We start from the raw sequence: 13796 nt of genomic DNA on the forward strand, positions 1-13796 counted from the left end.
GGGCTACCAGGCGTCGACTGCGTCTGCTTCTACCAGCGGACATTCGACATCGGCGTTCATGCGATCCACGGCTGCAACGTCTTTGAAGCCCGATCCGGTCACCATGCAAACGATCATTGCATCCGCAGCCACTTCGCCGCGTTTCGCTGCCTGCAACGCTCCGGACAGTGCGACCGCTCCGGCCGGTTCACTGAAGATGCCTTCTTCGCGTGCCAGCCGTCGTTGAACGGCCCACACATATTCGTCGCTGACGAGGTGACCTGTTCCACCGGACGCTCGACAGCCTTCGACAGCCAGATGCCCGTCAACGACGCTGGCCACCTGCAAGCCGCTGACCTTTGTCGTGCAGACGACCTCTTGAGCTTTCGCAGCTCCGTTGCGCAGCGGGCCGGAAATCGTGTCGTTGCCTTCCGGCTGAACACACTCCACCGCCGCACTTTTTTCAAGCTGACCTTTGTCGACCAACTGGGCAAATCCGCGAGCCATTGCGACACACAAACCGCCGCCGCCCGCCGGGCAAAAGACGTGGTCGATTAATTGAGGAGCCTGTTCCGCCAGTTCAAACGCGACGGTTTGAACGCCGGACATGCCGACCGGGCTGTACACGAAGCCGCTGACCTGCATGGCCGAATCCGGCCGTTGTCCCAGTTGCTCAAGCTTTTTAAAGACCAGCTCAGTGGCTGCCGCGTCGGTGCCGAAGTTTTTAATGCGAGCGATATTTGCGCCGTAGGCCATCATTTGTTTCAGCTTGCCCAGCGGCGCACCTTCCACAATGGCGATGTGACATTCAATGCCGGCAGCCGCGCAATAGGCGGCCAAGGCGGCTCCCGTGTTTCCGCTGGACGTCGCAATACACTTCGTCTTGCCTCGCGCGACCATGTCAGAGATCGCGGCGTAGGCGAATCGATCTTTGTACGAACCGGAAGCGTTGCCGGTTTCCAGTTTGAAGAACAGGTTTTTCAAACCTGCTGCCGGGCCAATCGATTTGGATCGCACCAGGGGCGTATCGCCTTCGCCTAAAGTGATCCGAGATGTTTCGGGAATCGGATCGATCATGTCTGCCCAGCGCCAGATACTCATTTGAATTCCGTGTTTGGTTCCAGAGGAAACAGGGGCTGCCGTCGATGGTGATAGGTCAGCCGGTTCATATCGGCACACGTTGCCCCGATTGTATTAACTCGAATGAAACTGTCGCACACTTCGCGGTACGCTGCAATCGGTGCGTTGACGCCTTTCGCGACCAACAGTCGAAAACTTTTGGGATCCAAGCCACAACTAACAATTTGTTGCAGACTAAACGGAACCATGCGACGACTTGTCAGCATTAAGGTCAGGCCACCATCCGTTTCGCAAATGGCTGTACGACCCTGATCGAATTCCGTGATGCCACCGTGGCGCGGTTGAGGTTCCGAAAACCGCCCGTCGTGCATCGACTTCACCGTGACAGTAACAGCGATGGGTGCACCATGAAGGTCGTCCGTTTTGCCGCCAACCTTTAAGTCCAGTCGAGCACCTTCGCTTGCTGCGTCGCATGCCGCTACGGCTTCGGGATCGAACAGACAGCCGAATGCAGGCCCGGCTTCGCGTCGATGGATTTCGCCCAGCAACTCAGTGCCGTCGGCTGAAGAACCGCCGCCGACGTTATCGCCCATGTCCAGAAGGCACACTCGGCCCTCCGCCGATTCGCATTCGTCAAGCGCCTGAGTCACCGACGTAAATTCGCCTCGCAGGTCTGCCCGCATGGACCACATTTTTTCGGCGAGCTGATCGGCCAGTCGTTGTGCCTTGGCCGGATCGTTGTCGGTAACCGCAATCACCGCCGACCCCATTTCGGGCACGTCAGAATACGGAAAACCGAGTAAAATGCTGTTCGAAGCAGCTTCGCCGGTCTCCAGCTGTTGATTCGCAGCGGCGTACAGCGGCGTCAGGTGAGGCTCGTCGGTGCATTGACGTTCAATGCTGATTGCCATCGGCGGGAATGCAGCCGCCATCGTCGGACGGATTTCCTGCCGCACGGTTTTCGCCATCAGTTGTGCCGCTTCGATTCCCCGGTCTCGTTGATCGAGATGAGGATTGGTTCGATAGGCCACCAAAGCGTCGCAGGAATCGACCATCAGGGGCGACAAGTTTGCATGCGCGTCCAGAGTTCCAATGATGGGCAGCGTGGAGCCAACAAGTTGCCGCAGTTGGTGCAGCCAGTAGCCGTCCGCGTCCGGCTGATTTTCGCTGACGGTCGCTCCATGCGGTGCCACCAGAATCCCATCCAGCCGCTCCGATTTGCGCACGCTCTTCAGCAGCTGATTGACCAGATCGTCAAAATCGCTCGCGGCAATCGTGCCTGACGGCAGAGCTCGCGCGGCAAACAGCGGCACTGCCTCGATATCGGCATCTGCCAGTCCGGCAAAGAAACCGCCGACTTCGTGGTGAGCTTCCGCCAATGCTTCGCGGACGGCCTCACCGGTGCACAACAAATTCTGCCGAAAGGATTCGACCGTCGTTGGTTGCTTTAGAAACGTGTTCGATTCATGCAGAAACGCAACAATACCAACTCTCACGGAATCGCTTTCTTAGACAGCAGCGGCGAAATTCACTTCCCATCGCAAACCGAAGCACGTGCGAACAGCTCGCAGAACCATTGCTTCAGTTACGTTCTGAGGTGGGATGGTATTTTCGACAGATGCCTCTGTCCACGCCGTGGATTATTGTGCTGGTAGTGCGTCTACATATCGGGCTGGGTTATCGACGAACTTCTTCATCGATTCCGCATCGCGAGTAACCCAAAGTTTGTCTCGGAACATAGCCGCAAACTGAAGCTGTCCCTCAACCTGTTGCTGATCTTCGACTGCGGTCACCGGGCAGGCTCCGTCACGTTGAGGCCAGTATTTTGCAGGGTCCTGTTTGAACTTATCCAGGTACTTCTGTTCGCTGAAGTACAAAACCTTGCCGCGATATCGGGCCGCGATCTTCGGCGTGCCGCTGACGAGACTTCGAGTTTCGTTGACGGCCGGAAGGCACAAGCCACCGAATGCGGGTTGAATTGTTTTCTGAGGCGGTGGAGTTGGTGCCGTTGTTTGAGCAAACGGCGACGGTGCCACAACTTCGCTGCTGCCAGCACTGACCGCTCGTGTGGGCGGCTGAGGGGCGGCTGCTTTCGATGCGACCGCGGAATTCGCGTTCTGACGGCTACGGAACTTTGCCAGCCCGACCGTGATTTTCGGCATCAGTTTTTCTTCGGTCTGGTACCCCGAGATCTTCTCAAGGATCACCATCTCCGGCGACACGATCAGCATCGCGGGAAGGCCCTTGATCTGCAGATGCTCAACCAAAGCTTCATGTTTGTCAGCGTCCACCAGAACAGGCACAAAGTTCTGATTGACAGCGTCTGCCACATTCGGCTTTGTGAACGTTTCTTTTTCCATCTTCTTGCAGTAGCCGCACCATTCGGCGGTGAACTTCATGAAGACTGGCTTCCCAAGCTGGTTTGCAGTTTGCAACCCGCGCTCAACGTCCGATTCCCATCGAACACCCGCTGCTTCGGCCGATGCTGCAAAACCGACGCACAGAACAGGGATGGAAAAAAGAAGGCAAATAGGTCTCATAATTTCGTATCTCAAACGGCCCGGGCGATGTGTCTGCTGACGGCTGGTCGGCGGCGGAACAGTTCAGTGTTCCTCTGATGAGGTTTATCGTTCAGAGATCGGCGGCGCTGTGTGACGCTTATCACGATTTGCCCGATTTTCGGGAATCCGGGGCGTGGCGGTCCGCGATTGTCCAATCCGCCCCGCACTCCACCGGCAATAATTGCCGCACCAGAAGACATCCACGATCAGCATTGCCGGTGGGCAATGCACAAGGCACGACTTTCAGACGGTGGTGCCACAGTGTCCTCGGCAGGACAAATCCCAGGCGAAAACAGCGTCTCTAAAGACCGCGACGCCCCTTCGATCCGCCGCGGTCGGTGGGCAGGCGACGATTGAATTGCGAGAAAGTATGGCTTTCGTGCGAGCCACGTCCTGAATCGCTGCGTTTCCCGTCTTGAGCGGTTCACCATGATTGCGGTACATTCCCAGAATTCAGGAAGCGGCTGTTTCGGCCGAACTTCCTTCTGCGCGATTCTGTGTGCGGACGCACGAAGTACATTTCTGCGTGGCCACTCGGTCGCTCAAATCTGTTTGACAGACAAGTGACAGGCAAGGATGCCATGACCTCAGTCGTTCAAAATTGCGATCAAAAACCGACCACCGTCTTTCTGAGCAGCGTGGCGGCCAGTGCGGCGTGCGTGCAAATGGTCACCACGTGGAGTCTGGTGTGTGGCGTTGCCCAGGCGTCAAACGTGATGCTTGCGTTGAGCGCTGCGGTTGGCTGCTGGCTGGCTGGCAAATGCCGCTCGGCCGTTGTCAGGTACTCAGCAATCAGTTCCGTCAGCACCGTTGTTCTGGGAATGGTACTGATGTTGGCCGCGTGGTCGGCTCCAACGGTCTTCGATCAACTTCTTGTGCTGGGAACGTCCGTCGCTGGGAACTCGATGTGGCTCGCTTTTGCCTTTCCGGCCGCAGTCGTCATGCTGGTCACAGCGGCGATCGGCATGTGGAATGCCCGGCAGGATGATGCTCAGCAAAGCACCGCCATGTGGCGCCTGGCTGGCTTTGCCATTGGCTGCCTGCCAGGGTTGATCCAAATATTCACCACGATTCCGATGTTCGTGCCCGTGTTGGTCGCGATCTTTGCAGCCATTGTGGCTCAGATTGTTGAACGTCGATCGGTGCAGTCTGACGTTCATCAAGCAGAGATTCCGCTGACGTCACCGCAGCCAAAAACTTCCGGCACGACAACGTGGATGCACGTCGCGAGCATCATCGGCAGCGGCGTTTTGCTGCACATGGTGGCTCGCACGGTTGGGCTGCTGTTTCCACTCAGCCACGCGTTGTTCTGCGTCGCCGGGTTTCTCACACTGGCCGCACTTTCCGCATTTCGACTTCGCCCGGTTCAAAAACTTGTGGCTCACGCATGGTACGCCCCATGTATGCTGGTGCTTGCGGCCACTGGTCCGGTCCTGGCCGATCGCCTGATCGATTTCAATCTGCATTTGAACGCGACGACCTCATCACCGTGGCTGATGCTGCTGTTGCGAGCACTTCAATTGACTGCATTTACGCTCCTCGCCACCGCTCCATGGCATCGCCGCCTTGTATCCTACGCGGGCGTTACCGCGATGTCGCTGCTCCCGGCGTTGCTGTTCGGTTTAGCCGTGGGAATGCTGATGAACGGCATCAGTCTTTCGTGGGAGCTGGTCGCGGGAATCGGCCTCGCGTCTGCTCCGCTGTTGTTCGCACGCCAGCCTTCTGATGCCGCCGACACCGCTGCATCGACGGCGGTCGATCAGCGCACTACCCCGAACGTCATTGCTGCGAGCCCCGTGTGGTGGCACCGTTTCGCTGCGATTGTGCCTTGCGTGATCGCGGTCGCGATGTCCGTGATTGGCCCATTCAATGCGGCCGATTCAGCTCTGCTGCTGTTCAACGCCCGGTCAGCTCAGGGTTATCGTTTGGGACTCGATCGAGGAATGATTCTGCAGTCGCACAGTACTCGGCTGTTGCAGCAACGTCACACAAACGCCGGGCACGTGACCATCTGGCGAACATCCGGCGAACAGCTTCAGATGCGGCGCAATGGTTTCCCTGCCAGCCAGGCAACGGGCAATGCGTTGATTACTCCGCAGCCAGTCACAGAAACGTTGACCGCTGTCATTCCGTTGGTGTTACACAAAAACCCCGGCAGCATCATGCTGCTGGGCGACGATTTTGGTGTGGGTCTGCGAGCCTGCTGCAACTTCCCCGTGCACACGATTTTAGCCGTACGAAAAGACAGCGCATCGACTGCTGCAGCGGAAGAATTCGTCTGGAGTTCTCTGGAACAATCGCCGCTGGAAGACGATCGAGTAACCGTGTCGCATCAGCCGGTGGTGACGGCCGTTCGCCAATCCACAGATCGCACGTGGGACGCGATTGTCGCTGATTCGCCTGCCGTCACGTCGCTGTCGGGGCAGGAACAATTCACGGGAAGCTTTTACCGCCATGTGAAATCACACCTGGCGGACAATGGCGTCTTCTGTCAGCGAATCATTCAGCACGACCTCGGTTCGGAACCACTTTTACGCATCACGTCGACGGTAACCGATGTCTTTGGTCGAGCGGTCTTAATCCGCATGGCTCCCGGCGAAATCGCAATCGTGGCGACTCGAACACCACCAGGCAGCGAGCCGGCTGAGATTCTGAACGATGGCATTTTGCAGCGTCTGGCACGCAGCCACGTCGGCCGCGAACTGGCTCGCAGCGGCTGGGACTGGTCCCAGGTGGCCGCACTTCCAACCATCGACACGGCGGGCCCTGTCGCTCTGTTCGACAACGCCAAAAAACTTCCGTCCGCTACTGCCGCGAACGCTCACTTCGCCTTTGCGATGCCGATCGAAGCCGGCCGATGGGCCGACAAAGCCAGCGAACTCGGGCAGACCTTCGGCGCCAGTTCGCAACGCCTGGCAGACGCCATGCCGGGCCGCAAAAACTATGACGAGTTTGCTCGACGCTATAGCGCTGTCGTGCAACAGTTGGAAATTCTGACATCGTTTCCTGACGAGCCGTGGCTGTATCGAAAATCATTGCGCACCGAACTGCAACGAAGTCCACGGCCACCGCTGGAAGAAGTCCGCGACGGCAAGATTACTCGAAAAGCTCACCCACTGGACGAATTTCGAAAGAACTACTTCGTGTCGCTGGGAAAGGTTTTGCAACAGTGCGCGACCGGGCATGTTGATTCGCTGCTGCTTCGTCAACTGGCCGAATTCACAAATCAGTATGAGCCGCTACTTTCGAACTTCGCTCACCACGAATTAGTGCGAGTTCACGAACTGACGGCTCACCCCGCGCCGGCGTTGGAGTTACGACATCGCTTGCACACGGTCTACTTTACGGAAGGCGGCGATCTATCGGTGCGACAGTTGGCCAACGCGATGGAACAGATTCTGGACGACCCGGAACTGCTGCCCAACGACCAGCAGCGTTTTGACCACGTGAATTCGATGTTGCAGGAACTGGTCCGCCGCTGGGAAGGCCGACGCGGGTACGAACCACCTTCGGCTCGCAGAACTCAACGCGACGTCGATGCCTGCATCCACGTTGCGAATCGAGCACTCAATCAAATGGAAGAATGGTCGACGGCCGCGAATCTAACCTCAGACGATCTCCGACGACGGCGACGGTTCATCAACGACGCGCTGATTTCACCGCTACGCAAGTACGGTGAAACCGTGTTGGCTCACCGCATCAAAAGTGAATCGCCATTGACCGACGTGGCGTTGGACGATGGTTCTAATGACATGCCGCTACTGCTGAATTCGGATTCTGTGAACACGAATTAGTTCTCATCCAGACACGCAAACGCCACATTCTGTTCACACCACGAAAGTGGCGAGGCCGCTGGTTGGTCGAGCAGTCGACTGAACAGGTTTAACGACGTGGCTCGCCGGTAGCCGACGTAGCTAGTGCAAATGCGAGGATTGATTTCGGTGATGAGGAATTCGCCTGAGTCGCGTGGCAGTATTAAGTCAATCCCCAGATAACCGCAGCGAAAGTCCAGCGCATCAACGACGGCGTCGCACAGCTTAGCCACGTTTGTTGTGATGCGGGCGGGAATTTCAGGCAGGATCGTTCCGCCTGCGTAGTGAGCGTACTCACCGCGCCACTCAATCGCTTGAGTCGCCAACGGCAGAACATCCGGACGCTGCCGCGCGCCTCGGCCGATTAAAGCGACGGAAAACGATTCGCCGTCAATCCATGGTTGCAGGATCATCGAATCCGAGCGATTACCAGCTTCAGTTGAGAATGCGTTTGCCTCAGCCAGCGTCACACGGCGCACGCCTTCGCAGCCCACTCCATCACGTGGCTTAACGACGCAGATTTCAGAACCCTCACGCTGGCCAAATTCCTGTTCGGCACCGTCCTTCAACAGCACGGTCGGAACCGTTGGCAGATTGTGTTCCAGCAACAACTGGTAGGTAAGCCACTTGTCAGAGCACGCCTGCAACGTCGCGTCGTCTACTGTCAGCACTCGAATGCCGCTGTCTCGAATCGCCCTCACCAGTTGCAGCAGTATGCCGTCAGCTTCGGGTGCCACCGGAAGGACGCTGTCCCGTGACTCGCCAGCCAGAACGATCGACTCAGCCAATTCGCGAGGCGACGTGGCTGACACAGTCAACAGTCGCACTTCGTGTGGAAGCGTCAGCCGCTTCGCAGCGGCAGCGCAAGCGACGACGGTCGCACGAACGTCTGGCAACTTAGCCGCATCATGAGCCAGGGCCAGCAACATCGCCCTGCCTTCCGAACGCATCGAATCTGATGCATTTTGAAAAGCGTTCCGATCGGCATGCAGGTATTCGACGATCAGAATATTTCGGCGGTTGTTCAAAGCGAGTGACATCGGTGGCCCGATCCTGACCTGAAACAAATGAAACACACGGCAAACGCCCGGAAAACTCAAGAGTTCTTCGAATTTTCGGAAGTGAGGTCCCGCGCCGAATCGTCGTCACGACTGCTGGCCCGCGAATCGCGCGCGACAAAGCTGTAAATCGCCAACAGAAGCGGTTGTTCAGTTTCTTCCCGCAGATTTCACAATAGAATGTCCGAGCGTAATTCTGAAGAACTGACGCAACAACAGACATTTTTCTATTCAGCCAAGGGCGAGACTATGAGCGATGACTTGAGTAAATCCGAAAGTGGCAAAGGAGTGTCGCCGCAACGCAAAGCGGTGTCAGCAATTATTCTGATAGCGCTGTTGGTGGTGCTGGCGATTGAGCTGCGTGCCGGGGCCGGCCAGATCATGACGGGCAATGCTCTGAAGGAAGTTGCTCCTGAAGGCACGTTTGAACAAGCGTCTCTGTCCCGTGCGGATGTTGAAGGCATGCTGAAGCTAAGTCCGTCTGTGAACCCGGTCGGCGAGTCCAGCCATGAAGAAGAAGTGCGATACAGTTGGTTCAGCCTGCTGCGGCCGTTACTTCAACGACCACAGGCTGATGTATACGTCGTGTACAGCAAGGGCGATCCGCCGATGGCCGTGCGTCATGGCACCGAGCCACCGGGCGAGAATGAATACGAAAAGAATACTTATGAGCCTGGTGCTGCCGATGACGCAGTCGATGCCGTCCCACCGGATTCCTCCGGCGGCAACCCCGACGCTGATGCGGATGCAGATTCTGACGCTGAGCCAAGTGATTCTGACAGCGATGATGAGGCGTAAACTTAGAACCCCTAACAAAAGCTGTGTGGCCGCGTTGTGACGACAGTGGTCGAGATGCAAGGAAAAGTGACGAGGCGACAGATGTCGTCGAGGAGCGCTGACGCTGCAGATCGGCTGCTGTCGTCGCAACCCTCCGGGACGCTTGTGGTTCCGCCTCAGGCGGCGTCGTTCGTCGTCGACGACATTTGTCGTCTCCTCCTCACTTCTTGCCTGCAACGGAACCACAAACGTCGCGGCTCACGCAGCTTTTGTTAGGGGTTCCTAGCTGCCTGTGAGCGACGCCACCCCTGTTCCAGTGCAAGACGAGAACGAACATGAAGTACGCTTGCTGCGCGGCTGTATTCACGGTGGCGACTTTCGCTTCCGTGTTGCAAGCCGCTGATGAGATCGAGTATTTCGGTTACACCAAAGCCATCGAACTGAAGAACGATTCCACGCAAGTCGTCCTGTGTCCGCAGGCGGGTGGTCGTGTGCTGGAATATTCTCTTCACGGGAAGAACGTGCTGTATCTTTCGCCCGCTGAAAAAGAATGGAAGCCGGGCAGCAAATCGATCTCATCGGCCGGCCGTTTCGATATCGGCCCGGAACTGGTCGTCCCGTCTCGCCCTGTGCTGTGGAGCGGCGAATGGGAAGGCGAAATCACAGGCGAACTCAGTGCTCGACTCACCAGCCAGGTCGACAAATCGACCGGCGTGCAATTGGTGCGCGACTTCGAACTCAGCCGCGATTCTTCAAGACTTATTTGCACTCAAACGATTGTAAACAAGTTGCGAGACGTGTCGGAGTGGTGTCACTGGAGCCGCACGTTTGCTGTGGGCAAGGGTATCGCCGTGGTGTTCCTGAACGATCCGTCCGCAGGACCGTTCAGTCGCTTTCCGAATAAGTACGTCATGTACGAAGAAGGTCGACTGATCAATATGCAGCCAGACGATCCTCAGATTCGCGAGGTCAACAACGCGCTGCTGATCTATCCCACGCCGCGCAAACCGAAGCTGGGTTTCGACAGCTATGCTGGATCACTGGCCTACCTGGCCCCCAACGACCTGCTATTTGTGAAGCGTTTCAACACCTATCCGAATCGCGTCTACAACGAAGCGGCCGGTCTGACGATTTCCGTCTGGTACCCGGACAGCGACATGGTCGAACTGGAACCAATCGGGCCTCGCGAACGCCTGAAACGCGGCGAATCGGCCAGCTTCACGGAAGAATGGCATCTGGTTGAGCAGAAGTTCCCTGGCGTGGATGGCGACGTGGATGTCCCGAGTCTGCGGAACACAGTGGACGGGCTGGAATCCAGCAATCAACTCAAAAAGTGAGTTCCACTTCTTTGATCTGGAAGCGAGCGAAATCGATGACGACGCCGCTGTCAGTCACCGTTAAGCCCTGAACGGTCTCACGCGCGCCAGACCGGACTCGCGCGGCCGCAGGTGGTCGAGCCGTCAAAACGCGACACGCTGTGGCGCGACCTTCGGTTTCTTCCAGCAACAGAACCACCTTCGTCGATGGAACCGATTCGCTCGATTCGCCTGCTGTTGCCGCAGCACATTCGGTGCGGATGCGAGCGGCAATCACGTTCTTTGCGGACAGCCCCAAAATCCAGGCCGAATCGGCATTGGACGGCCGAGCGTTTTCAGTCGAGCGCTGGATGATGGGGCTTAAAACTTCCGACGCGACTCGCATGGGGAAGCCCTGATTGAAGTCTAAAGTGAATTCGAATCTCCGATCGCATTCGCCTTCGACCAAAAGCAAACTGTCCAGCATGCGGCGGCCACTGCGGCGATGATACGGGCGACCGTGAGGCACAATCAGTAAACGGCTGTCGGCATCAGTGACTTCAACGTAATCCGGTGACTCAAAACGTTCCCCTCGGAAGCCTCGAGCCTGGCCGAGCATCCCGCGAGTGATGGACGCTGATTCGTCTTCCCAAGCAAAGCGAGCCGCATAGTAGGTCATCCAGGGGTTGCCAACCGCTTCAGAAGGTACGTCATCGAATTCGATCCGTACCTGCAGCCGACTGGAATTACGGTGCAGCGAAACGGTTTGCCGAAACGTGGCTCTCACCTCGCCCGTCACAACGTCGGTAATTTGTGACGTCGTTTCTATGGCGGCCATCATCGGTCCGGCATGGGTGACTCGGGAAGAAACCAATTGTGTCGTGGCATAAGACGTGGTCACTTCTTCGCCGTCAACATGAAACGTTTTACTGTTGTCGTAACGGAACGCCACCTGCTGACTGACTCGGTTCGCTCGCTGATTGTGGAACGTGACAGATGCGATGCCGCCCGTCGTTTCACTTAGCTGTACTTCGAAGAACTGGTTTCGCAGCACCAGATCTTCGGCCAGCGGCTTGCCCTTTGTTTTCGCCAACGTTACCGGTGACTCTCCTTGCGGACATTCCGTCAGCCATGCAAAACCGCCCGCCGGCACATTGACCTGCAATTGAATCGCCTGATTCTGCTCGCGCGCTTCTTCGATGGACGGCGACGCGGCGGGCAACTGGTACGTACCCGGCCACTCAACAACAGCCGTTCGCTTCCACGGTAACGGATTGATCAGGCAGATTCCCTTGCTGGTGGATTCCACGCGAGGAATCAGGTTCTGCAATTGATCCGCAGTCTTGTCAGCAAGCTCTTTCAATTGCGACGCAATCGCGGTGAGCCGTTCGGCCTGCTGAGCTGAATCGCCGTCGGCCTCAAATGCAAGTCGAGTCGCTTCCTCTTTGTTCAACTGCTGTTCAACGTGATCCGTACCGGCGTCTTGAGCCCGTGCAGGCTTCAAAATCGCGTGAAGAGCATCTACAGCGGCCACGGATTCCAACACACTTCGCTGCTGATGTAGTGCGGCGGGTGATGAAATCGGAGCTTCCGTTTTCAATACGGAGGACTGAATCAAATAAGGGCTTAGGTATTCGCCTTCATCAAACTTCGTTGGCGACGCCTGGCCGTTTGTGTGGTCGATGAAATCGGTGATCGTGACGAACCGCCCCAGCACCGGTGCGAATTCTGCGGCGATGCGAAGGTCGTTCAACCACGGAGTCTGCAGTTCGGGCAGGCGAGCCAACAACATGACGGCAGAGGTGTCTTCCTGCATGCTTTCGTTTAAACGATCAGCGAACCGCAAGAACGAAGCAGCTCCATCAATGGCCAGTGGGATCCGTGACACGGCCGGAATAGTCGCTCCGTCCGGAGCCTGCCATTGCAGTTGTCCAAATTCGCGATCCGGATAAAGCCCATCATCCAGCACCACATGCAACGCCGACTGAAAATCGAAGTGCGAAAGAATGGTTGGCAGACTGCTGGTCAACCCGAACCGTCGTCGCGCCCAATGCGGCGCAGTGTCTTTTAGAATCGGCCGCAGTCCGTCGAGAGCCGATTTGATATCGGAATACAGAGTACTCAGCGAACCAAGTGACGTGCGCAGTTCGTACTGGTGCCCGGTCATCAGAGCCAACCGCCCGTCCTGTACGGCGGCAGCGATGACCTGCTGCAGCGAGGGTGAAGTTTCGCAATGAGCTTGAAGTTCTCGGCCACTGCAGATTAGAGTCAGTGGTGCTGTGTCGGAGATCAGCGTCTGCAGTTCGTCGCCCGTCGTTTGTTCAGACGGCAGGCACATATCCACAAGGTAACTGTCGACGGGGTAGAACTGTTCGCGGCATTCCTGAAGACATTCAAAGCAACGCCGCAAGTGGTCGTTTGCCTTGTCGACGTCGCCAACCAACGCCGCATCGGCTGCCGACTGAGCTTCCGATTTCAGAAGGTAAGTGTCGGGGTCGACGTAATGGTGCATCCGGCGACTCAGCAGCGACACCACAAGGTGGTGGACTCCCAGCGAAAGAAATGCAGCCAACAGGTCCGCTGGAACTTCGCTTTCCGCGGGGAACTTTTCATCGACAGCCGCCAGCCATTCCGAGCGATCGCTGCAACCACTGAGCGCCACGCTTAACGTGTCGGAAAGTTGGTCCTGCCAATCGTGTCCCAGCCAGTCTTCGGAACATTCGGGAACAATGACGACCTGCTGCCCTGTCGGCAGATCGTTGGATTCGGCCTGGCGATACTGAGGAATGTCAGTGGATCGCGCCAGCAATTGCGGGTGCCAGGCGACGGCGAATGCATTCAGCAGGGACGCCGCACCGCGCTCGTTAAGATCCGTCGGCAGATCCTCAATGGAGTAGCCGGGGATGAGGATGGTGATTTCCTGATAGTCGCGATCGAGCGGCATTGCGGGTGGGGGAATCGTCTTGGAGTGTTAAGAAATCGGCCTTCAGCCGAAGATTTCGAATGTAGACGTATCGTAGCGAAACTCGCGCGAAGTTTCGGCCACAACAAAAAGCATCGTGAACGACAGAACACGCCGCGACGCCGTCGCCTCAGCTCTCGAACGCTCAGAGTTTTGGCAGTGAGCACGAGCGGAATAAGCAGATCACACTTACTCCACAATCACCGATCACAGTCAGTGTGTGCATCCAGCAATGCGTACTATCGCCCTTAGAGTTGGCGCAAAGTGTTGAA

Annotated in this window: 8 protein-coding genes; 3 read left to right on the forward strand and 5 right to left on the reverse strand. The window is 57.1% G+C overall.

Translation table 11 applies throughout. The annotated features are described in order from the left end of the window. Positions 1–3: 3 nt before the first annotated feature. The 3 genes from Fuma_RS15600 to Fuma_RS15610 form a co-directional block, all read right to left on the reverse strand. Positions 4–1080, reverse strand: coding sequence for a pyridoxal-phosphate dependent enzyme (locus tag Fuma_RS15600; RefSeq protein WP_077024940.1), 1077 nt, complete (start codon positions 1078–1080; stop codon positions 4–6). Then, positions 1077–2555, reverse strand: a complete 1479-nt coding sequence (locus Fuma_RS15605; protein ID WP_077024941.1) for a M81 family metallopeptidase — start codon at positions 2553–2555, stop codon at positions 1077–1079. The genes Fuma_RS15600 and Fuma_RS15605 overlap by 4 nt, the downstream gene beginning before the upstream one ends. Before the next feature lie 144 nt (positions 2556–2699). Further along, positions 2700–3599, reverse strand: coding sequence for a thioredoxin family protein (locus tag Fuma_RS15610; protein ID WP_077024942.1), 900 nt, complete (start codon positions 3597–3599; stop codon positions 2700–2702). A 602-nt stretch (positions 3600–4201) separates the two neighbouring features. Between Fuma_RS15610 and Fuma_RS15620 the strand changes: the two genes are divergently transcribed. After that, a complete protein-coding gene (locus tag Fuma_RS15620) occupies positions 4202–7414 on the forward strand; it encodes a spermidine synthase (RefSeq protein ID WP_077024944.1) in 3213 nt (1070 codons plus the stop codon). Here Fuma_RS15620 and Fuma_RS15625 read toward each other — a convergent pair. Beyond that, entirely contained in the window at positions 7411–8472 is a 1062-nt protein-coding gene (locus Fuma_RS15625; protein ID WP_145944202.1) for an ATP-grasp domain-containing protein, read from the reverse strand. The two genes, Fuma_RS15620 and Fuma_RS15625, sit on opposite strands and share 4 nt — an antisense overlap. 198 nt (positions 8473–8670) lie before the next feature. On the opposite strand from Fuma_RS15625, the gene Fuma_RS15630 reads away from it, so the two are divergent. After that, positions 8671–9288: a hypothetical protein gene (locus tag Fuma_RS15630; protein ID WP_077024946.1), complete on the forward strand. Its 618-nt coding sequence runs from the start codon at positions 8671–8673 to the stop codon at positions 9286–9288. Between the two features lie 314 nt (positions 9289–9602). Further along, positions 9603–10604 carry a hypothetical protein gene (locus tag Fuma_RS15635; protein ID WP_077024947.1) on the forward strand — a complete coding sequence of 334 codons (1002 nt, stop codon included), beginning with the start codon at positions 9603–9605 and terminating at the stop codon, positions 10602–10604. Here the strand turns inward: Fuma_RS15635 and Fuma_RS15640 are convergent. Further along, positions 10594–13506, reverse strand: coding sequence for an alpha-mannosidase (locus Fuma_RS15640; RefSeq protein ID WP_077024948.1), 2913 nt, complete (start codon positions 13504–13506; stop codon positions 10594–10596). The genes Fuma_RS15635 and Fuma_RS15640 overlap by 11 nt on opposite strands. Positions 13507–13796 lie beyond the last annotated feature (290 nt).

The organism is Fuerstiella marisgermanici, from assembly GCF_001983935.1.
Classification (GTDB): domain Bacteria; phylum Planctomycetota; class Planctomycetia; order Planctomycetales; family Planctomycetaceae; genus Fuerstiella; species Fuerstiella marisgermanici.